General features: G+C 64.2%; 24 protein-coding genes. 19 read left to right on the top strand and 5 right to left on the bottom strand.

The window, feature by feature from the left end; genetic code table 11:
* The first annotated feature begins 8 nt into the window (after positions 1-8).
* Genes lepB through pdxJ form a run of 6 tightly spaced genes read left to right on the top strand, consistent with a single transcriptional unit; the run spans position 9 to position 4,270 of the window.
* A complete protein-coding gene (lepB, locus tag GLW01_RS06375) occupies positions 9-803 on the top strand; it encodes a signal peptidase I (RefSeq protein ID WP_340162442.1) in 795 nt (264 codons plus the stop codon).
* A gap of 15 nt (positions 804-818) precedes the next feature.
* Positions 819-1,199 (top strand): DUF4845 domain-containing protein, encoded by a 381-nt coding sequence (locus GLW01_RS06370; RefSeq protein WP_151441296.1) that lies wholly within the window; start codon positions 819-821, stop codon positions 1,197-1,199.
* The gene (rnc, locus tag GLW01_RS06365; RefSeq protein ID WP_095617705.1) at positions 1,196-1,897 is read left to right on the top strand and encodes a ribonuclease III; all 702 of its coding nucleotides are present in this window, start codon (positions 1,196-1,198) and stop codon (positions 1,895-1,897) included. Before GLW01_RS06370 ends, rnc begins: the two co-directional genes overlap by 4 nt.
* Positions 1,887-2,795 carry a GTPase Era gene (era, locus tag GLW01_RS06360; RefSeq protein ID WP_151441295.1) on the top strand — a complete coding sequence of 303 codons (909 nt, stop codon included), beginning with the start codon at positions 1,887-1,889 and terminating at the stop codon, positions 2,793-2,795. The genes rnc and era overlap by 11 nt, the downstream gene beginning before the upstream one ends.
* A 3-nt stretch (positions 2,796-2,798) precedes the next feature.
* Positions 2,799-3,518 (top strand): DNA repair protein RecO, encoded by a 720-nt coding sequence (recO, locus tag GLW01_RS06355; RefSeq protein WP_151441294.1) that lies wholly within the window; start codon positions 2,799-2,801, stop codon positions 3,516-3,518.
* Positions 3,515-4,270 carry a pyridoxine 5'-phosphate synthase gene (gene pdxJ, locus GLW01_RS06350; protein WP_160898545.1) on the top strand — a complete coding sequence of 252 codons (756 nt, stop codon included), beginning with the start codon at positions 3,515-3,517 and terminating at the stop codon, positions 4,268-4,270. The genes recO and pdxJ overlap by 4 nt, the downstream gene beginning before the upstream one ends.
* On the opposite strand, the gene GLW01_RS06345 is transcribed toward pdxJ, so the two are convergent.
* On the bottom strand, positions 4,250-7,084 hold the full coding sequence (locus GLW01_RS06345) for an ATP-binding protein (protein WP_160898544.1): 2,835 nt from the start codon (positions 7,082-7,084) through the stop codon (positions 4,250-4,252). The genes pdxJ and GLW01_RS06345 overlap by 21 nt on opposite strands.
* Before the next feature lie 140 nt (positions 7,085-7,224).
* Between GLW01_RS06345 and cysM the strand changes: the two genes are divergently transcribed.
* The 5 genes from cysM to GLW01_RS06320 all read left to right on the top strand — a co-directional run bounded on the left by cysM (position 7,225) and on the right by GLW01_RS06320 (position 13,068).
* A complete protein-coding gene (cysM, locus tag GLW01_RS06340) occupies positions 7,225-8,118 on the top strand; it encodes a cysteine synthase CysM (protein WP_151441291.1) in 894 nt (297 codons plus the stop codon).
* Between the two features lie 90 nt (positions 8,119-8,208).
* Entirely contained in the window at positions 8,209-9,516 is a 1,308-nt protein-coding gene (gene rlmD / locus GLW01_RS06335; RefSeq protein WP_340162437.1) for a 23S rRNA (uracil(1939)-C(5))-methyltransferase RlmD, read from the top strand.
* On the top strand, positions 9,516-11,756 hold the full coding sequence (relA, locus tag GLW01_RS06330) for a GTP diphosphokinase (RefSeq protein ID WP_151441289.1): 2,241 nt from the start codon (positions 9,516-9,518) through the stop codon (positions 11,754-11,756). Before rlmD ends, relA begins: the two co-directional genes overlap by 1 nt.
* Before the next feature lie 13 nt (positions 11,757-11,769).
* Positions 11,770-12,618, top strand: a complete 849-nt coding sequence (gene mazG / locus GLW01_RS06325) for a nucleoside triphosphate pyrophosphohydrolase (protein WP_160898542.1) — start codon at positions 11,770-11,772, stop codon at positions 12,616-12,618.
* Positions 12,619-12,726: 108 nt separating this feature from the next.
* Complete coding sequence (locus GLW01_RS06320; RefSeq protein WP_151441287.1) at positions 12,727-13,068, top strand: pilin assembly protein; 342 nt, start codon at positions 12,727-12,729, stop codon at positions 13,066-13,068.
* Between the two features lie 15 nt (positions 13,069-13,083).
* Here the strand turns inward: GLW01_RS06320 and GLW01_RS06315 are convergent, their stop codons facing one another.
* The gene (locus tag GLW01_RS06315; protein WP_095617715.1) at positions 13,084-13,296 is read right to left on the bottom strand and encodes a hypothetical protein; all 213 of its coding nucleotides are present in this window, start codon (positions 13,294-13,296) and stop codon (positions 13,084-13,086) included.
* A gap of 106 nt (positions 13,297-13,402) precedes the next feature.
* Here GLW01_RS06315 and ppc point away from each other — a divergent pair, with 106 nt between their 5' ends.
* The 6 genes from ppc (at position 13,403) to GLW01_RS06285 (ending at position 19,592) form a co-directional block, all read left to right on the top strand.
* The gene (ppc, locus tag GLW01_RS06310) at positions 13,403-16,039 is read left to right on the top strand and encodes a phosphoenolpyruvate carboxylase (protein ID WP_160898541.1); all 2,637 of its coding nucleotides are present in this window, start codon (positions 13,403-13,405) and stop codon (positions 16,037-16,039) included.
* A 15-nt stretch (positions 16,040-16,054) separates the two neighbouring features.
* Positions 16,055-16,969 carry an HDOD domain-containing protein gene (locus GLW01_RS06305; protein WP_151441285.1) on the top strand — a complete coding sequence of 305 codons (915 nt, stop codon included), beginning with the start codon at positions 16,055-16,057 and terminating at the stop codon, positions 16,967-16,969.
* Positions 16,970-17,063: 94 nt separating this feature from the next.
* Complete coding sequence (gene adk / locus GLW01_RS06300) at positions 17,064-17,720, top strand: adenylate kinase (protein WP_151441284.1); 657 nt, start codon at positions 17,064-17,066, stop codon at positions 17,718-17,720.
* A complete protein-coding gene (gene tsaB / locus GLW01_RS06295) occupies positions 17,720-18,418 on the top strand; it encodes a tRNA (adenosine(37)-N6)-threonylcarbamoyltransferase complex dimerization subunit type 1 TsaB (RefSeq protein ID WP_160898540.1) in 699 nt (232 codons plus the stop codon). Before adk ends, tsaB begins: the two co-directional genes overlap by 1 nt.
* Before the next feature lie 71 nt (positions 18,419-18,489).
* Positions 18,490-18,807 carry a hypothetical protein gene (locus GLW01_RS06290; RefSeq protein ID WP_151441283.1) on the top strand — a complete coding sequence of 106 codons (318 nt, stop codon included), beginning with the start codon at positions 18,490-18,492 and terminating at the stop codon, positions 18,805-18,807.
* Positions 18,807-19,592, top strand: a complete 786-nt coding sequence (locus GLW01_RS06285; protein ID WP_160898539.1) for a class I SAM-dependent methyltransferase — start codon at positions 18,807-18,809, stop codon at positions 19,590-19,592. Before GLW01_RS06290 ends, GLW01_RS06285 begins: the two co-directional genes overlap by 1 nt.
* A gap of 7 nt (positions 19,593-19,599) precedes the next feature.
* Here the strand turns inward: GLW01_RS06285 and plsB are convergent, their stop codons facing one another.
* Entirely contained in the window at positions 19,600-22,107 is a 2,508-nt protein-coding gene (gene plsB, locus GLW01_RS06280) for a glycerol-3-phosphate 1-O-acyltransferase PlsB (protein WP_151441281.1), read from the bottom strand.
* A 113-nt stretch (positions 22,108-22,220) separates the two neighbouring features.
* Between plsB and nudC the strand changes: the two genes are divergently transcribed.
* Both nudC and murI read left to right on the top strand, forming a co-directional pair.
* A complete protein-coding gene (nudC, locus tag GLW01_RS06275; protein ID WP_151441280.1) occupies positions 22,221-23,012 on the top strand; it encodes an NAD(+) diphosphatase in 792 nt (263 codons plus the stop codon).
* Positions 23,012-23,875 carry a glutamate racemase gene (murI, locus tag GLW01_RS06270; protein ID WP_160898538.1) on the top strand — a complete coding sequence of 288 codons (864 nt, stop codon included), beginning with the start codon at positions 23,012-23,014 and terminating at the stop codon, positions 23,873-23,875. The genes nudC and murI overlap by 1 nt, the downstream gene beginning before the upstream one ends.
* Here murI and GLW01_RS06265 read toward each other — a convergent pair.
* On the bottom strand, positions 23,803-24,810 hold the full coding sequence (locus GLW01_RS06265) for a DUF2156 domain-containing protein (protein ID WP_151441278.1): 1,008 nt from the start codon (positions 24,808-24,810) through the stop codon (positions 23,803-23,805). The genes murI and GLW01_RS06265 overlap by 73 nt on opposite strands.
* Before the next feature lie 31 nt (positions 24,811-24,841).
* Positions 24,842-25,495, bottom strand: coding sequence for a class I SAM-dependent methyltransferase (locus GLW01_RS06260; RefSeq protein ID WP_160898537.1), 654 nt, complete (start codon positions 25,493-25,495; stop codon positions 24,842-24,844).
* Positions 25,496-25,566: the final 71 nt, after the last annotated feature.

Below are 25,566 nucleotides of genomic sequence, written 5' to 3'. Positions count from 1 at the left end.
CCATGAACATCAATTTCCCGCTGCTGCTGGTGGTACTCACCGCCGTCACCGGCATCATCTGGCTGATTGATGGCCAGTTCTTCCGGCCGCGCCGGCAGGAGCGCTATGCCCAGAGTGGTGCCCGCAAGAGCGCCGAGGACGCGGCGGACAGTAATGATCCGGACCAGCCCTGGCTCGCCGAGGTCAGCCGTTCCTTTTTCCCCATCCTACTGGTGGTTCTGGTGCTGCGTTCCTTCCTGGTGGAGCCTTTCCAGATTCCGTCCGGCTCCATGCTGCCAACACTGGAAGTGGGGGACTTCATCCTGGTGAACAAGTTCACCTATGGGCTGAGGCTGCCGGTGGCGCACTGGGAGATTGCTGATTTCGGTGATCCTGAAAGAGGCGACATCATGGTGTTCCGCTACCCGGTGGAGCCCTCCGTCAACTACATCAAGCGTGTGGTCGGGGTGCCTGGCGACCGTGTTGCCTATGAGGGCAAACAGCTCTACGTTAATGGAGAGCCGGTGCCTTCCGCGTTTGTAGCGAGCCTGGGAAACCAGGACCTGCACCGGGAAAAGCTGGGGGGCGATGTGTTCAGCACCCTTTATGCCCAGCGCCGGACGGACCCGGATGCCGAGGGTGAGTGGACGGTTCCCGAAGGTCACTATTTCGTGATGGGCGACAATCGCGACAACAGTCGGGACAGCCGGTACTGGGGCATGGTGTCCGACCAGCATGTGGTGGGTAAGGCCTTCGCCATCTGGATGCACTGGGAGTCGCTGACCAGCCTTCCCAGTTTCCATCGTGTCGGCTGGATCCAGTAGCAGCGGAGATCCGTTATGAAACCAGCAGTCAGACACCAGAGTGGTTTTTCGATGCTCGCGATGATGCTGTTCATCGTGATCGGCGTTTTTCTACTGACCGTGGTTGTTCGTGTGGTGCCGGTGTACATCGAGGACTTCACGCTCAGCAGCATCATCGGCTCCATGGAGGAGTCCCGGCCCTACCGCGAGGCGGAAACCGTGGGGGATGTGCGGGAGCTGCTCCGCAAGCGCATTCAGATGGAGAACATTGATGGCGTGGATGTGGATGAGATCGCCATGGAGCGTGATGGCGAGCGCCTGCGCCTGGAATTCTCCTATGAAGTCCGCTCTCCGTTCATGGGCAATATCGACACCGTGATCCAATTCGACCACCAGCATGAACTGAGGATGCCGTGACCGAGCAGGAACGCCTCGACCAGCTCCAGAAACGACTGGGCTACCACTTCAGTAACGTGGAACACCTCCGGCTGGCGCTGACGCACCGGAGCTACGGTGGCAACAACAACGAGCGGCTTGAGTTCCTTGGGGATTCCATCCTCAACATGGTCATGGCCCAGTATCTCTTTCACCGCTTTCCGGAAGCCCGGGAAGGCCAGCTCAGCCGCCTGCGGGCAAGGCTGGTGCGCGGGGCGACGCTGGCGGAGATCGCGCTGGAGTTCGAGCTGGGTGACTGCCTGCGCCTGGGGTCGGGGGAGCTCAAGAGCGGTGGTTTCCGGCGGGAGTCGATTCTGGCTGACGCCGTCGAATCGATTGTTGGCGGCATCTATCTGGATTCAGACCTGGAACATGCACGGGAGCGCCTGCTGGCCTGGTTCGGGCCCCGGCTCGACCGGCTCAGCCTGCAGGATACCCAGAAGGATCCCAAGACCCGCCTGCAGGAGTTTCTCCAGTCCCGGCGCGAGTCGCTGCCCAACTACGAGGTGGAGACGGTGCGCGGTGAGGCGCACCAGCAGACCTTCTACGTGAACTGCACTGTGCCCATACTGGCGGCGGCGACCCGTGGCCAGGGCGGGAGCCGGCGTGCCGCGGAACAGGATGCGGCCAGGCTGGCGCTGGAGCAGCTCGACCAGGAGGCAGGCAGCAATGACGGATGAACCGGTCACCCGCAGTGGTTTTGTCGGCATCCTGGGACGGCCCAATGTGGGCAAGTCGACCCTGATGAACCACCTGTTGGGCCAGAAGCTCAGCATCACCTCGCGCAAGCCCCAGACCACCCGCTACCAGCTCCTGGGAATTCACACGGTGGAGCAGGATCAGATGGTGTTCGTGGATACACCCGGGCTGCACACCGAGGAACCCAGGGCGCTCAACCGTTGCATGAACCGGGAGGCCACCACGGCTCTGAGGGACGTGGATGTGGTGGTGTTCGTGGTCGACCGGGATCTGTGGAACGAGGGCGATGCCAATGTGCTGGAACGCTTCTCCCACCTTCAGTGCCCGGTACTGGCGGTGATCAACAAGGTCGACCAGATGCCGGATACGGACCAGCTTCTGCCGCACATCGAATGGCTCAGCCAGCAGTACCCGTTCACCGAGATCGTGCCGGTTTCGGCGCTGCGCTCACGCAACCTGGACCGGCTGGAAAGCGCCATCCGCAGTCACCTGCCGGAGGGGCCGCATCACTTCGGTGATGACGACCTGACCAACCGGAGCTCGCGTTTCCTCGCCGCGGAGATGATCCGCGAGAAGATCACCCGCCAGCTCGGGGCGGAGCTGCCGTACACCATGGCGGTTGAGATCGAGACCTTCGAACAGGAAGGGAACACGCTGCACATCAATGGGCTCATCCTGGTCGAGCGCCAGGGTCAGAAGAAGATCGTCATCGGCGACAAGGGCAGCCGTCTGCGCCAGATCGGCCAGGAGGCCCGGCTGGACATGGAGAGCCTGTTCGGCTCGAAAGTGATGCTGCGTCTCTGGGTCAAGGTGCGCAAGGGGTGGGCTGATGATGAGCGCGCCCTGCGTTCCCTGGGGTATGGGGACCAGGGGCGCTGAGCCGTGAGCGAGCGCGGCCAGCAGCTGGATCCGGCCTTTGTGCTGCATCGCCGCCCCTATGGTGAAACCAGCCTGATTGTTGACCTCTTCACCCTGCACCATGGCCACTTCAGCGCTGTGGCCCGTGGTGCCGCCCGGCCCCGGAGCCAGTGGCAGGCGGAGCTCCAGCCCTTCCGGCCTCTGAGGACCTCCTGGTCCGGCCGTCAGTCGCTGAGGACGCTGCGCCACGCTGAGGCCACGGCGCCTGCCCTGGCGCTGTCCGGTGATCGCCTCTACTGTGGTTTCTATCTGAATGAACTGCTGTTGCGGCTGCTGACCGAGGCGGATCCGGCCCCGGACCTGTTCAGCGTCTACCTCGATACCCTCGAACAGCTGGCGGGGGGCAGTGCTGCGTTGGAACCCACGCTGCGGCGGTTCGAGTACCGGCTGGCGGGGGAGTTGGGGTACGGCATCAGCTGGGACAGGACCGGGGATACCGGTGACCCCGTACAGCCCGACCGTGTCTACGCATTCCACCCGGCCCAGGGCGTGCTGGCGGACGGCCACGGCCCTGTCGGGGGCATTTCCGGTGAGCACCTGCTGGCGCTGGCCGCGGATGAGCTGGATAATCAGGCGGTACTGAAGGTGGCCAAACGGCTCATGCGCAGCCTTGTGGATCATCTGCTACAGGGGCGGCCGTTGCACAGCCGCCGTCTTTTCGCGCGTCAGGGGAGGTCAGAATGAGTCATCAGTCCCGCCGTGTTCTGCTCGGCGTCAACGTGGATCACGTGGCAACCCTCCGGGAGGCCCGGGGGACGCGTTATCCGGATCCGGTCCAGGCCGCACTGCTGGCGGAGGAAGCCGGAGCGGATGGCATCACGGTGCATCCCCGGGAGGATCGTCGCCACATCCAGGACCGGGATGTACGGATCCTGAGCGAGACCCTGAACACCCGCATGAACCTGGAAATGGCCGTGACCGATGCCATGCTGGGCTTCGCCGAAACCATCCGTCCCGAGCACTGCTGCTTCGTCCCGGAGAAGCGCGAGGAGCTGACTACTGAGGGCGGTCTGGATGTGGCTGGCCAGCCCGGGCGGGTCAGGGCCGCCTGCGAGCGCATGGCGGCGATGGGTACGGAAGTCTCACTGTTCATTGATGCCGAGCCGGACCAGATCCGGGCGGCGGCGGACTGTGGCGCGCCGGCCATTGAGCTGCATACCGGCGAATACGCGCTCGCGGAGACGCCAGAGGTGATGGAGCGGGAGCTGAATCGGCTGAGGGAGTGCGTGGACCTGGCCCGGGGGCAGGGGCTGACCGTCAACGGCGGCCATGGCCTGCACTACCACAACACGGCCGCTATCGCGGCGCTCGGGGGCATTCACGAGCTCAACATCGGCCATGCCATCATGGCCCGGGCACTGATGGTTGGCATGAAGGAGGCGGTCCGGGACATGCGGGCGCTGATTGATCAGGCGTCAGGTGTCGGTGCTGTGTAGCAGCTGGTGCCAGTGCGTCTGCTCACACCAGCGCATCAGCCGGTCCATGGCGGCAAGCAGGCGCTCCACCGCGTCGCCGATCCCTTCAGCCCCCTTCTTGAGGCGGGTTTCCAGGTCCGCTGCGCAGTCGCCCAGCTCCGGAACACCGGTGTAGCGGGTGGCCCCGTGAAGCCGGTGGACCCGTTCAAGCAGGGTGGCCTGGTCCCCCTGGTTGTACAGGTTCTCAACAGCCGTCCGATCCTCCTCGACATGATCCAGCAGCATGCTCAGCATCTCCTCCGCCAGATCCGGCTTGCCATTGGCCCGCTGCAGGCATGCCTCAGGGTCGACCACCGCGTGCTGGCGGCCCCGTGACGAAGGCCTGACCCCCTCCGGCTCCCTGGGCTGGCGCTCCTCGGCGGCCTGGACGTCCAGCCCCAGGTGGCGCTGGAGCGTATGGGCAATCAGTGACGGGTTGATGGGTTTGGTCAGATAGCCGTCGAAACCGGAAGCCAGGAGATGCTCACGTTCCTCCGAGAGGGCGTGGGCCGTGAGGGCGATGACCGGTACATGGCTGTTGGCGTTGTTGAGCCGGCGTATGCGGGTGGTGGCCTCGGTACCATCCATGCCGGGCATCTGGACATCCATCAGGACCAGGTCGAAGGTCTCCTGCTGGAGGCGTTGCAGAGCCTCATAGCCGCTGCCCACATCCTCCACATGGAGGTTGAATTCCCGCAGCAGCGTTGTGACAAGCTTGAGGTTGGCCGAGTTGTCGTCTACCGCAAGAACCCGGGCATTCGTTTCCTGGCGGTCGGCCGCAGGCAGAGGCGCCGGTGCCCGCGGCTGCTCCGGCAGCTCCCCCGTGCCCTGGATCAGCTGCCCCAGGCGCTGCTGGAAGAAGGTGCGGCGCACCGGTTTGGTCATGTGGGCCGAGGCCATGCTCACCAGCGGGCTGGCGTCCTCATTGAGCGTAGGGGTAAGCAGCAGCACCCGGCAGTCGCACTCGTATTCCAGAGTCCGGATCAGTTCCCGGTGCTGGTTCGAGTGGAGCAGGTGGCGGGCCACGCCCAGGATCACCAGAGCGAAGCCCTGGCCGCTGGCCTGGGCGGAATGGACCTGTGCAATCACCTCCTGCGGGCCGGAGGCGTGGGTAACAGCGACCCCGCATTCCCGCAGCAGGTTGGTGATCGCCAGCCCGGTTGTTTCCTGATATTCCAGATAGAGGACTGATTCCCCGCTGAATGGAGGAGGCGGGGCTGTTTCCGCTGTGCCCGAGGTCTCCAGGGGCAGGCTGAACCAGAAACTGGAGCCTCTGCCCAGCTCGCTATCAACCCCGATTTCGCCGCCCATTTCCTCTACCAGCCGGTGTGAGATCACCAGGCCCAGCCCGGTGCCGCCGTACTGGCGCGCCGTGGAGGCGTCCGCCTGGCTGAAGGCATTGAAGATGCTTTCCTGCTGGGATTCGGAAAGACCCACACCGGTGTCCGTGATGCTGATCCGGATTCGGTTGTCGTCTGGAGCATCCTCATCGAGCATCACCCGTACCACCACTTCGCCGTGCTGGGTGAACTTGATGGCATTGTTCACCAGGTTGGTCAGCACCTGCTTGATGCGCAGCGGGTCCCCCATGAAGGCGTCGGGGACATCGGTGTAGATCAGGGGCGCCAGGTCCAGGTTCTTCTCGTGGGCTGCCGGTGCCAGCATGATCAGCACCTCCTCTACGGTCTCGCGCAGGTGGAAGGGCGTCCGGTCCAGAACCAGTTTGCCCGCCTCGATCTTGGAGAAGTCCAGGATGTCGTTGATGATGGTGAGCAGGATTTCCGAGGACTTGCGGATGGTATTGAGGTGGTCCCGCTGCTGGGCCGAGGCGGGGGCTTTCAGCAGCAGATCCGTGAAGCCGATGATGCCGTTGAGTGGGGTGCGGATCTCATGGCTCATGTTTGCCAGGAACTCCGACTTGATCCGGCTTGCCTCGAGGGCCTGCTTGCGTGCCAGGTCGAGTTCGATGTTCTGGACTTCGATGGTCTCCAGGGTCTCGCGCAGATCCTCGGTGGCCTGGTCCACATTCTGCTGCATCTCATCCCGCGCCTGCTGCAGGCTGCCGGCCATGGCATTGAGCCCGGAAGCCAGTTCCTCCAGCTCAGGTCCTGCCGTCATCTCCACCCGGGTGTCGAGCTTGCCATCGCGCAGACGGTTGATGGCGCGGGTGAGCTCATGGATGGGGTCGGTGACCGAGCGGCTCAGGTGAATGGCAATCAGGGTGTTCAGGAAAAGTCCGCCCCCGACCAGAAGCAGGCTCACCAGAAGGGCTTCATACTGCTCTTTGCGGGTGGTGGCATGGGAAAGTTCAACGCTCACCCATCCCAGGGGCTGCTCGCCCCCAGCGGTGTCGTTCCGGCGTCGGTCCATGTCCAGGAGGCCGTCAATCATGAGGTCCTGGGGGTAGATGGGGGCAGTGAACAGCGACGCGTCCTCGCCGGTGTGGACTGTCGGGCTGGTTACGTTCTGGAGCGGTTGCTGTCCCTGCAACCGCTCCCGGCGGCCGGTCTGTACCAGCTTCCGCCCATCACTGTCATAGATGGTGATGGCGCGGACATCGTCCTCTTCCAGCATGGAACTGGCGATGCCGAACAGCAGGTTACGGTTGCCGGTAAAAGCACCGTACTCAGAGGCGGAAGCCAGCTGGCGGCTGAGCGACATGCCCCGTTCCTCGAGCATGCGCGACAGGTTGCTGACCCAGCTGTGGGTGAAATACACCCCCACGATCACGATCAGCACCATCGTGGGGATCAGAGACAGAAAGAAGACCTTTTTCTGGACGCCCCAGCGGCGCATCAGTGACCCTGCTTAATCGTGTGGATGGCTCCGGAGTGGTTGGGCGCGGCTCCGGATCGGCGTATCATGGGCGCCAATCTAACACAAGCGTGTGCCGGCACGCGTTGCCGGTGTCACAAGCCTGAGGAGTCTCCGCCGCCATGGCCTATGCAACCATTGAGGATTATGTGGGCAATACGCCGCTGGTTCGGCTCCAGCGCCTGCCGGGCAATACCAGCAACACCATCCTGGTGAAGCTTGAGGGCAACAACCCGGCCGGCTCGGTCAAGGACAGGCCCGCGCTGAGCATGATCAGTGAGGCGGAAAAACGCGGTGATATCAAGCCGGGGGACACCCTGATCGAGGCCACCAGCGGCAATACCGGCATTGCCCTTGCCATGGCGGCTGCCATCAAGGGGTACCGCATGATCCTGATCATGCCGGAGAATGCGAGTGAGGAACGCCGTGCCTCCATGCGCGCCTACGGGGCCGAGATCATCAGCGTCTCGCGCGAGGCCGGCATGGAGGGCGCGCGGGATACGGCGCAGCAGATGGCGGCCGAAGGACAGGGCCTGATCCTGGACCAGTTCGCGAACCCTGACAATCCGCTGTCGCACTACAAGGGCACGGCGCCTGAGATCTGGCGGGATACCGGTGGAGGGATCACACACTTCATCTCTTCCATGGGGACCACCGGTACCATTATGGGCTGTTCCCGGTATTTCCGTGAGCAGAGCCCGGACGTCGAGATTATCGGGCTGCAACCGGGGGAGGACGCGGCCATTCCGGGTATCCGCCGCTGGCCGCCGGAGTACCTGCCCGGGATCTTCAATGCCAGCGCCGTGGACCGGACCATGGAAATGGGCCAGCAGGAGGCCGAGGACACCATGAGGGCCCTGGCCGCGAAGGAGGGTATCTTCTGCGGCGTATCCTCCGGGGGTTGCGTGGCCGGTGCGCTCCGTCTCTCCCAGGAGGTTGAAAACGCCACCATCGTCGCCATTATTTGCGACCGGGGCGACCGCTATCTGTCCACCGGTGTGTTTTCCAGCCAGTAGACCATCGGCCCACACCCCGTAAATCGACCATCAACAGGGTAGTCCAGCATGAGCCGACGCCGGCGAGGTCCGCGCATCCCCGCAGAACCGGTGAGCATTGAAATTGACAGCCTCAGCCATGATGGACGTGGCGTTGGGCGCATTGAGGGCAAGGCGGCGTTCGTGGCCGGCGCGCTGCCGGGGGAACAGGTGCAGGCACGCTTCCTGGACCGCCGCCGGCGTTTTGATGCCCTGCGCACGCTGGAGGTAGAAGCCAATCCCGGCCCCGACCGGGTAATGCCACCGTGCCCGCACGCGGATCTGTGCGGCGGCTGCAGCCTGCAGCACCTGGCACCGGCGGCGCAGGTCCGGCTCAAGGCGGAAACGCTGGCCGAACAGTTCGCCCACTTCGGGGGCATCGAACCGGAGCAGTGGGCTGAGCCGCTGACTGGCGAAACCCTTGGGTACCGCCGTAAGGCGCGCCTGGGCGTGCGCTACGTGACCAAGCGCGGCGAGGTCCTGGTGGGTTTCCGTGAGAAGGGCAGCAGTTTCATTACTGCGATCAACGACTGCGCGGTGCTCGACCCCCGTGTGGGTCAGCGCATTGAGGCCCTGAAGGAACTGATTGCCGGGCTTTCGGTCTACAACCGGCTGGCCCAGATCGAAGTGGCCTGTGGTGATGACGAGGCGGCCCTTGTCCTGCGCCACCTGGAGCCTCTGACACCGGAGGACGAAGCCACTCTGTGTGAATTCGGCCGGACCCATGACCTGCAGATCTATCTCCAGCCCAAGGGGCCGGATACCGTGCACCGCCTCTGGCCGGAGCCGGGTAACGGGCCTGACCGGCTGTTCTACCAGCTTCCGGAATGGGATCTGACGCTGGGCTTCCATCCCATGGATTTCACCCAGGTGAACGCGGACATCAACCAGCGCATGGTCAGCCAGGCACTGGCATGGCTGGCGCCGGAGCCCCATCACCGGGTGCTGGACCTGTTCTGCGGTCTGGGCAACTTCTCGCTGCCGCTGGCGCGCCAGGCCGGCGAAGTGGTCGGTGTCGAGGGTGAGGAGGCGCTGGTCCAGCGCGGCCGCGAGAACGCCGAGCGTAACGGTCTGGGTAACGTCACCTTCCGGGCCACGGATCTGCAGCAGGATTTCACGGCCGAGCCCTGGGCCGCGGAAGGGTTTGACCGGGTACTGATTGACCCACCGCGCTCCGGTGCGGAAGACGTAGTGCGTCATCTCTCCGGTGCCGGTGTGGAGCGCATTGTCTATGTGTCATGCAATCCGGCGACCCTGGCCCGGGACGCCGGTATTCTCGTGGCGAGTGGCTACCGGCTGGTGCGGGCCGGCATCATGGACATGTTCCCGCATACCGCCCATGTCGAGTCCATGGCCCTGTTCGAGCGGGAGTCACGCTGATGGTGAAGGTCCGTGAAAATTACGCCAGCACGGCGGATGGCGGCGTGGATATCGGTGCCTGGGTCGACCACATTGACGCCCAGCACCCGCTGGAGGACCGTGACACACTGATCCGCGCCTGCCGGCGCAGTCTCGCCATAGACCGTAAGGCCGTACGCGAGGATCGGCAGTGGGCACCCGGGGCCAGCAGTTTCCTGACCGGGCTCGAGATGGCCCAGATCCTGACCGAGCTGCGCCTGGACCAGGAAACCCTGGTTGCGGCGGTGCTGTACCGGGCGGTGCGCGAGGAGCGCATGACGCTGGAGGCGGTGCGCTCCGAGTTCGGTGAGGCCATCGCGCAGCTGATTGAGGGTGTGGTCCAGATGGCCGCCATATCCACCCTTCACCGGCCGCTCAAGGGCAATGTGCTGGGGCAGGCCCAGGGGCAGCAGGACAATGTCCGCCGTATGCTGGTGACCATGGTGGACGATGTGCGCGTGGCCCTGATCAAGCTGGCGGAGCGTACCTGTGCCATCCGTGCGGTCAAGGACGCCCCGCCGGAGAAGCGCCTGCGCGTGGCCCGTGAGGTGTTCGACATCTATGCGCCGCTGGCCCACCGGCTGGGCATCGGGCACATCAAGTGGGAGCTGGAGGACCTGTCCTTCCGCTATCTGCACGAATCCGCGTATAAGAAAATCGCCAAGCTTCTGGACGAGAAGCGCGTTGACCGGGACGCCTATGTCAAACGCGTGGCTGAGATCCTCAGGGGCGCCCTGGCTGAGTCGGACATCCAGGCCGAGGTGGCGGGGCGCGCCAAGCACATCTACAGCATCTGGCGGAAGATGCGCCGCAAGGGCATTGATTTCTCGGAGGTCTACGACATCCGGGCACTGCGTGTCCTGGTGCCGGAAGTGCGTGACTGCTATGCTGCGATTGGGGTGGTGCACGGGCTCTGGCGCCATATTCCCCATGAGTTCGATGACTACATCGCCAATCCCAAGGAAAACGGCTACCAGTCCCTGCACACCGCCGTGGTGGGGCCCGAGGGCAAGACCATGGAGGTGCAGATCCGCACCCATGATATGCACGAGGATGCGGAGCTGGGCGTGTGTGCCCACTGGCGCTACAAGGGCACCGATAATGGCGGTTCGGAGGCGGCCTATGAGGCCAAGATCAACTGGCTGCGCCAGGTCATCGAATGGCAGGAGGATCTGGGCGAGAGCGGCAACTTGGTGGAGCAGCTGCGCAGTGACGTGGGCGGCGATCGCATCTATGTATTCACTCCCGAGGGCCACGTGGTGGACATGCCCCGTGGGGCGACGCCGCTGGATTTCGCCTACAAGATCCACACCGAGGTGGGCCATGCCTGCCGGGGCGCCAAGGTCAACGGCCGTATCGTACCGCTGACCCATACGCTGCGGACCGGGGATCAGGTGAGCATCCTGCGTGGCAGCGAGGCCGCGCCCAGCCGTGACTGGCTCAATCCCGGGCTGGGTTACATCCAGACCTCGCGGGCCCGCGCCAAGGTGACCCACTGGTTCAAGATGCAGGACCGGGAACAGAACATCGCCGACGGAAAGGCGGTTCTGGAGGACGAGCTTGGCCGCCTCTCGCTGCGCGATCTCGATCTCGACGCCCTGGCCCGGAAGGTCAACTACAGCTCGGCCAGCGACATGTACGCCGCCATCGGGGCCGGGGATCTCAAGCCGGCCCAGGCGGTCAAGGCGGCCCAACGGGTGCTGGAGCCGGCCGATCGCCAGCTGGATTTCCGGTTTGCGCGCGGGCGCAGTGACAAGGCGAAAAAGGACCCGGACATCCACATCCAGGGCGTGGGCAATCTAAAGACCACCATTGCCCAGTGCTGCAGCCCCGTGCCCGGAGACCCCATCATCGGCTACATCACTGTTGGCCGTGGCGTGACCGTCCACCGGGATGACTGCATGAACCTGCTGCAGCTTCGCGAGCAGGAGGCCAGCCGCATCATTGAGGTGGACTGGGGACCGGAGCCCGAAGCTCGCTACCCGGTGACCATCGATATCGAGGCCTATGACCGGGCGGGGCTGCTGAACGACATCACTTCGGTGCTGGCCAACCGCAAGCTCAATGTGCTGTCGATGCAGACCCAGTCCCACAGTGACAGCAATATGGCGAACATGACGCTGACGGTGGAAATCGGCGATATCGACCAGCTCTCGCGCCTGCTGGCCTCCATCCGCCAGCTGCCCAACGTCATGGATGTGCATCGCCACCGTGAAGCCTGACCGGAGTGACCCGATGAGCCGAACCTATTCGATGGAGGACCTGCTGGCGCTGATGGCCCGCCTGCGGGACCCGCAGCAGGGCTGCCCCTGGGATCTGGAGCAGGACTTCCGCAGCATAGTGCCGCACACCATTGAGGAGACCTACGAGGTGGCGGACGCCATCGAGCGCGGGGATTTCGATCATCTGCCGGATGAACTGGGGGATCTGCTGTTCCAGGTGGTGTTCTATGCCCAGCTGGCCCGGGAAGAGGGGCGTTTCGGCTTCAGTGACCTGGTTGATGGGGTGACCCGCAAGATGATCCGTCGCCATCCGCATATTTTCCCGGATGGCACCCTGGACAGCCATCCCGGTGACGCCGATGGCATGACCGAAGCGGATGTGCGCGTGAACTGGGACCGCATCAAGGCCGAGGAGAAGGGGAAGCAGGGGGCAGAGGCAACACCTGCAAGCGCCCTGGACGACGTGACCCCCGGCCTTCCCGCCTTTCAGCGCGCGGCCAAGCTGCAGAAGCGTGCCTCAAAGGTTGGCTTCGACTGGCCGGAGACCGGCATGGTCTTCGACAAGCTCCACGAGGAGGCGGATGAGCTCAGGACGGCCTGGCAGGAACAGTCCGACCCCGAGGACAGGGACGCGGTAGAGGATGAACTGGGCGACCTGCTGTTCGTGGCCGTGAACCTCAGCCGCTTTCTGGGGGTGGATGCGGAACAGGCCCTGCGCCGCGCCAACCTCAAGTTCGAGCGCCGCTTCCGGTGCATGGAGGCACAGCTGGAGGATGCGGGGGAAAAGCTGAAAGGGCGGGATATCGAGACCCTGGAAGCGGCCTGGCAGAGGGCCAAAAAGGCCTCGGATGCGGACAGTTGAGGCCCTGAGCGGTCACCATACGTACAATCCATTACCGTTATTCCCTCTCCTCCCAAGCCCGAATGGACTACAGTATTGTCAAAGAGGCGGCATCAACGGGGAGGTAATATGCGGCTTGGACAACTCGTCAATCACTGGGAGCAGCATGCCCGAGGCCGGCTGGCCGAGGAGCAGGTGACCGTAAGGCTCCCGGAGGAAGGCGAACAGCAGCTTGAGGCGCTTGCAAAGCAGTACCCTCTCAAGTCCCGCGAAGCCCTGCTGCGTGATCTGATCAACGCCGCCCTGACTGATCTTGAGGTCTGCTTCCCGTACCGCGAAGGCAGCCGTGTCGTTGCCCGGGACGAGGACGGGTTCGAGATCTACGAGGACGCCGGCATGACCCCGCGTTTCCTCAACCTCTCCCGCAAGTACATGCAGCAGCTCAAGGGTGACGCCTCACGCGTGGCGTGAGGCCGTCCCCGTTGACTACTTCTGGCGACCCGGCTCCGGGAGATCGGAGAGGGCCGCGTTGAGCAGGTCCCGCAGCAGTTCCTCTTCCGAATAGTCCGGATACAGCTCCGCCAGCGCACGCAGCCGTGCCGCATCCTCCAGTGTGACGTTCACCTCGTATTCCTGCTTGCCGTCCTCCGGTGTGCGTTCACCGGATTCCCACTGTTTCGGCAGATCCGCGATTTTCATGGTATTGCGTTGCTCCGGTCATGTTGGGCCATACTAAGGGCGTTAAGCCGGTTTCATCCTAGCACGGAGCCACCGGCATTGCCCGCAGCGAAAGGGACCCTTTTCAATGACCGAACTCCATCCCGCTCTCAGGGAAAACATCCGTCTTCTTGGTGAGATCCTCGGTGACTGCATCCGCGAGAAACCCGGTCCGGAATGGTATGAGCGGGTAGAGGCGGTGCGTCAGGCAGCCAAGGATGACCGTATGCAGGAAAGTGGCTCCGGGCAGCGCCTCGCCGAACTTCTGGCAAGCCTGACCGACGACCAGCTGGTGCCGGTGACGCGGGCTTTCAACCAGTTCCTGAATCTGGCCAACCTGGCCGAGCAGTACCACAGCATCCGACGCCGGCGTGAACCCCGGGAAGAGGGGCCCGACGAATCGGTGCATGCGACACTGGCGCGCCTGGCAGAGCAGGGTGTGGAACCGTCCCGGCTGCACGAATGCGTGCGGGATATGCGCATGGAGTTCGTGCTGACGGCCCACCCCACCGAAGTGGCCCGCCGGACCCTCATCATGAAATACGATGAGATGTCCGCCTGCCTCCAGCGCCTGGACAGTGAGGATCTTCTGGCGGATGAGCGTGAGCGGGAGGTGGCGCGCCTGCGCCAGCTGATCACCCAGGCCTGGAATACCGACGAGATCCGTTACGAGCGCCCCACCGCGGTGGACGAGGCACGCTGGGGCTTTGCCGTAGTTGAGAACAGTCTCTGGCAGGCATTGCCCGACTTCCTGCGGGAGCTGGACGGAGCTCTCGTGGAACAGACAGGGGAAGGCCTGCCCATTGAGGCCAGCCCCATCCGGGTGGCTTCCTGGATGGGTGGTGACCGGGACGGCAACCCCAACGTCACCGCCGCCGTGACCCGCGAGGTGCTGCTGCTCAGCCGCTGGATGGCGGCGGACCTGTTCTTGCGCGACCTCCAGGATCTGCGGGCGGAGCTGTCCATGTGGGAGGCCTCTCCGGAATTGCAGGAGCGGGTCGGGGGCCACCGTGAACCCTACAGGGCGCTGCTCTCGGAACTGCGGGACCGCCTGAGGGCCACCAGGGACTGGGCTGAAGAGGCGGTGAGAGGAAGCGCTGAACCCTCACCGGAGGTGATGCTGGACTCCGCCGAGCTGACCGAACCCCTGCAGCTGTGCTACGACTCCCTCGTGGCCTGCGGCATGGAATCGGTGGCGCGCGGGCCGCTGCTGGACACACTGCGGCGCGCCCACTGTTTCGGGCTGGAGCTGATCCGGCTGGATGTGCGCCAGGAAGCCTCCCGGCATGCCTCGGCCATTGGCGAAATCGTCGAGTGGCTGGGGCTGGGGGATTACACGCAGTGGAACGAGACCGAGCGCCAGCAGTTCCTGATCCGGGAACTGGAGAGTCGCCGTCCGCTGGTCCCGCGCAACTGGGCGCCCTCGGAGGAAACACGGGAGGTTCTGGATACCTGCCGGGTGATTGCCGAGCATCCGCCGGAAGCACTGGGCTCCTATGTGATCTCCATGGCGGCCCAACCCTCGGACGTGCTGGCGGTGATCCTGCTGCTGCGGGAGGCCGGCATGGATCATCCCATGCGCATCGTGCCGCTGTTTGAAACCCTGGCGGACCTGGACCATGCGCCGGAGGCACTGAGGGCCCTGCTGGAGCTGGACTGGTATCGGGAGTACACCGGTGGCGCCCAGGAGGTGATGATCGGGTACTCGGATTCGGCCAAGGATGCCGGGCAGATGATGGCGGCCTGGGCCCAGTACCAGGCCCAGGAAGCGCTGACCCAGGTGGCCACGGATTACGGGGTACACCTGACACTCTTCCACGGTCGTGGCGGCACCGTGGGCCGTGGTGGCGGCCCTGCCAATCAGGCCATTCTTTCGCAGCCGCCGGGCTCGGTGAACGGCAGCCTTAGGGTGACCGAGCAGGGCGAGATGATCCGCTTCAAGTTCGGCCTCCCGCGCGTGGCCCATCGGAGCTTCAATCTCTACACCAGTGCAGTGCTGGAAGCGACGGTGGCGCCGGCCCCGGAACCGAAGCCGGAATGGCGCGAGATGATGCACTCGCTGAGCGGTGAGGCTGTGCGCTCCTATCGCGGGCTGGTGCGCGAGACGGATGAGTTCGTCACCTACTTCCGACAGGCCACCCCCGAGCAGGAGCTGGGCAAGCTGGCGCTGGGCAGTCGTCCGGCGCGGCGCAGGCCAACAGGGGGTGTGGAGAGTCTCAGGGCGATCCCCTGGATCTTCGCCTGGACCCAGATGCGCCTGATGCTGCCGGCCTGGCTGGGCAGTGATGTGGCCCTGGGCCGGGCGCTGGAGGACGGGCATGAACCCCTCCTGAACGAGATGATCCGGGACTGGCCTTTCTTCCGCACCCATATCGACATGCTGGAGATGGTTCTTGCCAAGGCGGACCTGCGGATTGTCAGCTATTATGAGCAGAAGCTTGTGGAACCGGATCTCCGCCCCCTGGGTGAGACACTGCGTGAACGTCTGCGTGGGTGTGTCCAGCATGTGAACCGGCTGAAGGGGCAGGAGGAGCTGCTGACCCAGCAGCCGGACTTCGCCCATTCAATGAGGGTCCGCAACACCTATACGGACCCACTCCATTATCTGCAGGCGGAGCTGCTGCAGCGCGACCGGTATGCAGCCGGGCGGGTTCCGGAGAACGTCGAGAAGGCCATGAAGGTGACCATGGCCGGGATTGCGGCCGGTATGCGCAATACCGGCTGAGGCAGGGGAGAACGGATGACGGAACAGCCGGATATGGACGCACTGGCGGCAAGGGTTCAGCAGCTTTACCGACTGCCGCCCATGCCGGCTATTGCGTTGCGGGTCATGCAGATGACAGCCGCACCTGAGACAACGGCCGCCGACCTGGCGGGCGTGATCGAGCGCGACCCCAGCCTGGCGGCCCAGGTCCTGCGTTACGCCCGCTCGGCTCTCTTCAACTACCGGGGGGAGCTGCACAGTGTCCAGGAGGCCGTAACCCGGGTGCTCGGGTTCGACCGAGTCACTCACCTGGCGGTGGGCATCGCGGCCTCACGCAGTTTTGAGCTGCCGCGTTCCGGCCCTCTGGGGCTGGAGGCGTTCTGGCACCACTCACTGCACTGTGCCCGTCTTTCCCTGTCGATCGCCCGCAGCATTCCGCGGGATGCTCCTGGGCGTCCGGACCCGGAGCTGGCCTACCTGTGTGGGCTCCTGCATAACCTGGGTCTGTTGCTGATCGGGCACCTGTTTCCGGAGGATTTCCGTCAGCTCCGTGAGGCGCGCGAGGCGGAACCGGACGTGCCGCTGACGGAGCTTGAATCCCGGGTGTTCCACAGCAGCGGGCAGGACGATGGCACACCGTTGCGCGTCGGCCATGCCAGTGCCGGCGGACTTCTGCTGCATCTCTGGGAAATGCCCGCCCCGGTGGTGACGGTTGCCGGCATGCATGAGACGCCGGACTATCAGGGCCAGCACGAGGCCTACGTACACTGTGTTCAGCTCGCCAACGGGCTTCTGAAGGAACGTGGCATTGGTGATGGCAGCAGTGGATCCGATCCCGCTGATGCAGCCCGTGCCCTGGGGTTGGATCAGACGGCTATTGAGTCGCTCGGGAGTACCATCGACCAGGTGAGCGCTGAAATCGAGGAACTTGCCCGCGGCCTTGCCGCCTGATTTGCTACATACGGTCTGCCACGTATAATGAGCCTTCGATTTTTAATGTGCCTGTCCCTGTTCAGGGGGCTGCAAGCCAATGGGAGCAATCAGTATGCGTATCATTCTGCTCGGCCCGCCGGGAGCCGGAAAAGGAACCCAGGCTGCGTACCTCACCGAAGCTTTCGGTATTCCCCAGATCTCCACGGGCGACATGCTCCGTGCCCAGGTGAAGGCCGGAACCGAGCTGGGCAAGAAAGCGGAAGAGGTGATGAACGCGGGTCAGCTGGTCTCCGATGACCTGATCATCGGTATGCTGAAGGAACGCATTGCTGAGGACGACTGTAAGAACGGCTATCTTCTGGATGGCGTGCCCCGGACGATTCCCCAGGCGGAATCACTCCAGGAGCAGGGCATCAAGATCGACTACGTGGTCGAGATCTCGGTGGACGACGACGAGATTGTTGAGCGTCTCTCCGGTCGCCGGATCCATGAGCCCAGCGGCCGCGTTTACCACATCAAGCACATGCCGCCGAAAGAGGATGGCAAGGACGACGAGACGGGCGAGCCCCTGATCCAGCGTGAGGACGACAAGGAAGAGACCGTACGTAAGCGTCTCCAGGTCTATCGTGAAGAGACCGAACCACTGGTGAAGTTCTATCAGGACCTGGAAGCGAAGAACCCGGGTAATGCCCCCCACTATGTCCGGATCGAGGGTGTGGGTTCCACCGAGTCCATCCGTGACCGGATCATTTCCACCCTGAAGGGCTGATGCCTGCCATGACCCGGCTGCTCGCTGTGGATACCAGTGCTGGCCGGGGCTCCGTTGCCCTCCTTGACGGGGGCAGCGTGCTCACCGATTACAGCGATGAACCCCGGTCCCACACCCGCCGGCTGGAGCCCATGGTCAATGGCCTTCTGGCTCAGTCCGGGCTGCGGCTGGGGGATCTGGATGCATTGGCCTTCGGCGCCGGCCCGGGATCGTTCACGGGCCTGAGGGTGACCGCCGGGCTGGTTCAGGGGCTGGCTTTCGGGCTCCAGCTGCCGGTGGTGCCGGTGTCGTCACTGCGGGCCATGGCCCATGCCGTGCATGGGCGGTTGGACGCACCCGCAGAGGTCGCCGTGGCCCGGGATGCCCGTATGGGGGAGCTCTACTGGGGGCTCTATCGGGTGACGCCGGAGGCAGCGGTGGAACCGCTGCTGCCCGATTCACTGGTTTCTCCCGCGGCACTGTCGCTGCCTGAGACGACCAGTGTCTGCTTGGGCGTCGGTGATGGCTGGCTTCTTCGGGAAGCGATTCCGGACCCCGTGCTTGCGCGAATGGAGACAATCATGCCCGACGTGATGCCGGAAGCCGGTGCGATTGCCTGCCTGGCTGAGACCCTGCTGCACCAGGGCGAATGGGTTGGGGCAGAAGCGGTCCAGCCGGTCTACCTGCGGGACGATGTGGCCTGGCAGACCAGCGCCTGAGCAGAGTGGGCGATCAGTGATTATACTGTTACCCGGTTCTCCTTTTTTCGATTCTGACGGGCATTGATCCAATGGTCGGTGGTATCTCCGGAAACAGCCCCCTGCCGCTCGCACCGGATCCGGCACGGCGGCCTGACGGTCCCGGGCGGGAAGCACCCCGCGCGGAACCCCTCAATGAGGCCCGCAGTGCCCCCCGCGAAGACAGTGGTCAGGCGCGCACCCGGCGTGCTGAGGCCGTGGCCGAGCCGGAGGTTGTGCGTCCTCGCCGCAGTCCGGATACCGACAGTCTCCCTCTCCGGAATCAGGAGGCACTCAGCGCCTATGATCGTATCGGCAGTGCCGCCGTGGCGGAGGACGTGGAGCTGGTCGGCGTGGACATCCGGATCTGATGGTGGCTGAGCTTCAGGTGGCGGCTGCCGGGCCGGAATGGCTCCCGGTTGCGGCCGAAGTGGCGCAGCGGCTGGGGCTCGAGTGTCTGCCCGAACCGGTGGACAGACCGGCGGAACTGGCCAGCCCCGCGTTGCTGGTGCTGGTTTCCGGTGAGGGCATCAGTCTTCAGGCGACCGGAAAGAAGGCGCCGGGCCCGGTGCGGGTGGACTGGGTGCACGGGCGCAGCGGTCACCGCCGCCGCCAGGGCGGCGCCGAACTGCTGGTCAAGGCCATTGGCGTGGGGCGGGCTTCAAGGCCACTCCGGATCCTGGATGCCACCGCCGGGCTGGGTGAGGATGCGCTGGTATTGGCCGGTTTCGACTGTGAGCTGGTGCTGTTCGAACGCTCACCGGTGATCGCCGAGCTGCTTGCCGATGGTATGGCCCGGGCGGCACATGAACCGGCGCTGTCGGATCGACTCGCGCGCATGCAGCTGGAACGTGGTGACGCCACCCACTGGCTTGCGGAGCATCCCGAGGCTGTGGATGTGGTCTACCTGGATCCGATGTTTCCGGAGAAGCGCAACAGTGCCGCGGTGCGCAAGGAAATGCAGCTGGCCAGGAGCGTGGTCGGTGATGACGGGGATGCCGCCTTACTGCTGGAGACGGGCCTGGCCGCCGCGCGTCACCGTGTGGTGGTCAAGCGCCCGCGCCGGGCGGACCCGCTGCCCGGGCCGGAACCCGCCACCTCAGTTGAGGGCCGCAGCAGCCGGTTTGACGTCTACAGCCGCCGGGCCCTTCCGTAGCAAGCCGTCAGGACTGGCCCGTTTCGGGAAGATCCGCGCTTTTGACGCCCGGCATGGGAACACTCACATTCGTCACCTGCAGGATCGACTGGCGGAGCTCCGAGCTCAGCACCAGGCGGGCCTCTTCAGCCACTTCCTCCAGCCCCGAGCGCCAGGCCAGCCGGCCATCCTCATCCGTGGTCAGGATGCCGTTGGTCCGCAGGTTGGCAATGAAGTTCCGGAACAGGGTCTTGTCGAAGAATTCCGGCGCGCTCAGCCCGAACAGCACGGATACACGCTCGGCCAGCAGCGTGGACTGTTCCTCCAGCTCTTCCGGTGTCAGGGTGTTGGGCCCGAAGCGCTGCAGTATGGCGATGCTCAGGTAGTAGCGCTGCAGGGTCTGGATCATGCCGTTGGAGAGCACCCCGAGCCGGACGGCATCCGCCGTGCCGGGTTCCGGCCGGTGCAGGAGGCTGCCTTCACTGATGAGAAGCCCTTCCTCCACCAGCCGGTCGATCCAGGTATCCAGCACGTCGTCGATGCTTTCCGTGGGCCAGCGCAGGAAGAGCTCTGACTGGATGTAGGGATAGATAGCGCGCGCCAGGAACACCAGGCGTTCACGCTCCAGTGAGCTGTTGTTCTGGAACAGGCTGGCCAGCAGTGCGGGAATCGCGAACAGGTGCTGGACGTTGTTGCGGTAGTAGGTCATCAGAACCGCGTGCCGCCCCTCGAGCATGATGATGTCGCCCAGCTTCTGCTTGCGCCGGACAATCAGCCCCATGGTCTCGTTGTAGGCGATCCAGTCCTCGCCGGAGCCTTCAGGGAAGGTCATGCGGTCGCTGTAGGGCTGCTTGTGGAGCAGGTTGCACAGGTCTTCCATCAGCCGGGCCAGCAGCTGTTCGTCCATGGCCAGGCGGTCGGTCGCCAGCATGACAGTGGCCAGCAGGTTGACTGGGTTCAGGGCGGCCGCTTCGTTGAGGTTCGTCACGGTGCGCCGGGCCAGGGTGTTGACCACGTCCGGCAGCCACTCAGGGCGGGATTCCTCGTCATACGACTGTTCACGCCACTGCGGCTGCTTTTCGTCCAGAACGCCGGCCAGCTCAATGGGTTCACCGAAGTTGACCGACACCTGGCCGAAGGAACGCCGCAGGTTGCGTACCGAGCTGATCAGGCCCAGGAGCCCTTCCTTTTTCTTCCTGGTGCCCTGGAGTTCGCCCAGGTAGGAACGGCCTTCCAGCACCTTCTCGTAGCCGAAGTAGACCGGTACGAACACGATGGGCTTGCGCGGATCGCGCAGGAAGCTGCGGACCGTCATCGACAGCATGCCCGGGCGCGGCTGCAGGGTGCGACCGGTGCGGCTGCGCCCGCCTTCCACGAAATATTCCACCGAGAAGCCGCGGGTGAACATCACGTGCATGTATTCATTGAATACCGCCGAATACAGCGGGTTGTCGCGGAAGCTTCGGCGCATGAAAAAGGCCCCGCCCCGGCGCAGCAGCGGGCCCACAATGGGCATGTTCAGGTTGATTCCCGCCGCGATGTGCGGCGGCATGAGGCCGTTCTTGTAGAGGACGAACGACAGCAGCAGGTAGTCGATGTGGGAGCGGTGGCAGGGCACATAGACAACGGCGTTATCCCGCGCCGCTTCCTGCGCGGTTTCGATGTTGTTCACCCGGATACCGTCGTAGAGTCGGTTCCAGAGCCAGCCCAGGACGACTTCGAGAAAGCGGATGGTAACCATCGAGAAGTTCGAGGCGATCTCGTGGGCGTACTTGAGGGCCCGCTCCTTCGCCCGTGCCTGGTGAATGTCCTCGTGCTCCGCTGTTTCGCGGATGGCGTCCTTCACCGGCTGGCTTCGCACCAGTGAGTTCACCAGTGTGCGCCGGTGGGAGAGGTCGGGGCCGATCACGGCCTGGCGGACGCGCCGGAAGTGCACCCGCAGGATGCGCGCCAGTTTGCGCTGGGCCACGGACTCGCTGCGCGCTTCACTGACGGCTTCCTGGAGTGACAGTGGCCGGTTGAACTGGACAAACAGATTCCGGCCATGCATGAGGATGGTGAAGAATTTCTGCAGTGGGCCGGTGACGGACCAGCTGTCCGAGAGCATGATCTTGAGCAGGGACTTCTCTTTGTCCGGCGAACGGCCCCAGAACAGGGAGACGGGTACAATCTGGACATCCTTGCCGGTACGGCATCCCTGGGTGACCAGCGCCTCGAAGCGTTCCGTGGGAACCGGTGTCTGGCGGAGCCGGCGGAGACCACCCCGGCGCTGGTAGAGAAAGAAGAAGGAATGCTTCAGGCCCTCGCCCAGGGGCAGCGGTCGCTCGGCCCGGGGCAGACCGGCGCGCTTGAGTTCCTCTTCCAGCACCAGCCGGCTCGACAGGGAGCTGTACTGCAGCACGTAGCAGACGGGCTTTTCCGGATCCAGTCCGAGCTGCTCCCGGTCGGCACCCAGAACACGGCTGCGCACCCACAGGTAGATGAGTCTGCGCAGAAGGGTCAGGATCAGGTTTCCGGGGCCTTTCAGGAACGCCATGCCTACTCCGTTCGGGGTCCGTGGTCGAGTCGGGGACAAGTTTACGCCTCGCGGGGCAGTCGGCAAAGTCCCGTTGCTTGCCGCCATGGCAGGGGCTGATTATAGTGCCCTGCATGGACACTCTGACCGACTTCGTTGCCGATCCCTGGGCGGTTGCCACTCCGGAACGTGAGCGCGTGGCCGTTTTCAGTGACGGGCTGGACCTCTATCCTGCTGCGGAAGGGGGGCTCTTCCACAGTACTACTGCGCTTCCAGACAGTGTCGGGGAGCTGCTGCCCGTGGGCTGTCTGGGCCGGGACCGGCTGTACGTGGCGCGTGCCAGCGGCGTTGAGGGGCAGAGTCTGCGTTCGGTCTATCCCAACGCCTCGCCGGCCGAGCGGGCTGCCCTCGGCGCGGCCCGGCAGCGGCTCCAGTGGGTGCGGGATCATGCCTTCTGTGGCCGCTGCGGGGGTCCCACCCAGTGGTATGAGCACGAATACACGCTCTACTGTGCTCACTGTGATCACCGCCACTACCCGCGGGTCTCGCCCTGCGTGATCGTGGCTGTCCACGACGGGGACTGGCTGCTGCTTGGTCGCAGCCCCCGCCACCCACCGGACCTGTGGACCCTGATTGCCGGTTTCATCGAGCCGGGAGAGTCAGCTGAAGCGGCGGTAGCACGGGAGGTCCACGAGGAGACCGGCGTTCAGCTGGCGGACGTCCGCTATCACGGTTCCGAAAGCTGGCCGTTTCCCCATCAGCTGATGCTCGGTTACAGCGCCCGGTTCGCAGGCGGCCCATTACGTCGCGCCGAGGATGAGCTGGTGGCACTGGAGTGGTTCCACCGGGATTCGCTGCCCAGGGTTCCGGGAGATTGGACCATTGCCGGGCGGTTGATACAGGCCTTCAGCCAGGGGCGTGCCTGATGCACCAGAGCTGTCCCCGGATCCTGCTGTTTGACAGCGGCATCGGCGGGCTCAGTATCGCGGATGCGATCCGTCTCCGGCTGCCTGATGCGGACATGGTCTATGCCGGAGACAATGCCGGCTTCCCCTATGGGGATCTGCCGGAGCATGAGGTGGTGGCACGCTGTGTGGCTCTGGTGGAGAAGGCACTGGCCCGGTGGCCCTGTGATCTGGTGGTAGTGGCCTGTAATACCGCCAGCACCGTCGTGCTGCCCATGCTGCGCTCCCGGCTTCGCCTGCCGGTGGTTGGTGTTGTGCCGGCCATCAAACCCGCCGCAGCACTGAGCCGCAACCGGCGGCTGGGGGTTCTGGCAACGCCGGCCACCGTGGATCGGCCCTATCTGGCGTCGCTGATTGATGAATACGCCGCGGATTGCACGGTGCTGAGGCTGGGCAGTTCCGAGCTGGTCCGGATTGCGGAAATGGGGCTGGCGCAGGGGTGGGTGGACGATGAACAGGTCCGCGCCATACTGCAGCCCCTGGCGGCTGGCGATCCGGATACGGTGGTGCTCGGGTGCACGCATTTCCCCCTGATCCGGGAGGCACTGGCGCGGGCCATGCCGGGCGTGAGGCATTGGGTGGATTCCGGGGATGCCATTGCCCGACGGGTCGTTCAGCTTCTGGATGAGACTACAGGCGATGGAACCGGCACCGGACAGGGGAGCAGCACTTTCCTGTTCACCGCGGAGCCCCCGGCGGGGCTCCGGCACTGGCTGGAAGTAAGCCAGCCCGGCACCCGCGGGGGCGGCCCTCAGATCAGCCGCGTCAACCTGAATACCGCCAGAAACTCCAGCATCGGCAGCGCGGGCTTGTGGCAGCAGTAGGTTCTCTCGATCTCACCCCGGAACCGTGACTTCGTGAACTCCAGTCCCCTGAAGTTGTAGAAGCGGTTGCCGTGCCTGTACACGCCCCGGCAGAGACTCTTGAGAATGCGGCTTTCCTGCGGTTCCGTTTCCTCGGATAGGTGCAGGGGGATGAGACCCAGATCGAGACGTGGCACACCTTCCGCCTGGAAGGTTTCCATGGCGTGCGCCATGATGGTGTAGAAAATCCCCTGCCGGAAATTGGCATTGGCCCTCGAGATGTTCGGGACGTAGCTGACGATCTCATTGCGCTCGTAGACCGGGTCGAAGTAGATGAACCCAACGGCCTTACCGTCCTGATAGGCATAGAAGTGGCGTTCGTTCTCCCGGTACTCCATGTCCATGGGCCGGATCAGGAAGCGGATCTCCTGGCGCTTGCACTGGCGGGTGCGGATCCAGGCGTCCGAGATTTCCCGGGTATGGTCATCACTGAACCGTTCCTGGACGGTGATGCCGGCTTCCCTCGCCTGATTGAGGGCGGTGCGGATGACCTGTTTCTTCTTGCCCTTGAGCGACCACTGGCTCAGGTCCACCCGCGATTCCGCACCAAACTGCGTACCGTAATAACCGAAGCGCTCGTGCAGGACTTCCATAACCGGGCGGGAGACCTGTACGTAGCAGACGTTCGAAACCCGGCGCTCAAACCGTGAAAGCATCAGCTCCCGGTCTTCCGGAGCACAGACCGGATCCGAGAGCACGAAGTTCAGCCCCCATTTCTTCATGTAGCCGATGTAGCCAACACCGGGCACATCGAAGTAGTGCATGCCGGGCTGCAGTGTCGAGAACGACTGCGAGTGGGAGCCGTACTGCTTGAGCAGTGCCACCCGCTCGGAGAAGCTTATGGGACCTTCCGGGATGTCCCGGAATCCGTCGAGCACCAGGGTCTGCTGCGTCATGGCTGGACTCCTTATTGTTATACGTGCTTCCTCAGCCGCGTTTCTCGGCAAGAATTGACCAGTAGCAATGGATGTTCAGCAGTGAGAAGCGTTTCTTGTCGCGGATTTCCAGGCCCAGACTTTCCAGATAGGCCGGGTAGTTGTAGATGCCGTGAAAGGCGTTGTCGGTGAACAGCCAGAAGAAACAGGCGGCGATGTACCAGTAGCCTTTCTTGAACAGGCGGGCCAGGGGATTGCCGCTGGGGTAGATGAAATCCCCCACCACCAGCTGGGCCCGGGGTTTGCCGAGACTGACCAGGTGGCGCAGGACCTCGATCATGGTCGGGCGGTCGAACACATTCAGGAAGAAATTGGCGACCACCATATCGTACTGTTCGTACTCGGTGACCTTCATGATGTCGTCGTGGACCGTCCGGACATGGAGGTGGGACGCCTCTCTGGCCAGCAGTTCCCGGAACCTGTTGAGCATGGTTTCCGATACATCCACAACCGTAACGTCGGCGCCGAGTTCGGCCGCGTGCAGGGCGTCCCGGCCGTGGCCAACACCGGCTACGAGGACACGATCCCCGGGGCTGACATTCCCGGAATGGAGCATGGCCGTCTTGCACTCATCGATGCTCCTGCCGCTGTAGACGCTGCTCAGGAAATCATAAACGGGGCCGACGATTCTGTATTTGTCCTGCATGGTCCGCACTGCCAGTCCTGAATGGGGTTTTGGAGGCCGTTCCGGCCACCGGATTCAGGAACCATGCTATA

Origin of the sequence: Vreelandella halophila, assembly GCF_009856365.1 — a bacterium.
Lineage (GTDB): Bacteria > Pseudomonadota > Gammaproteobacteria > Pseudomonadales > Oleiphilaceae > Halospina > Halospina utahensis_B.
This window is presented reverse-complemented; position numbering and strand designations above follow the sequence as displayed.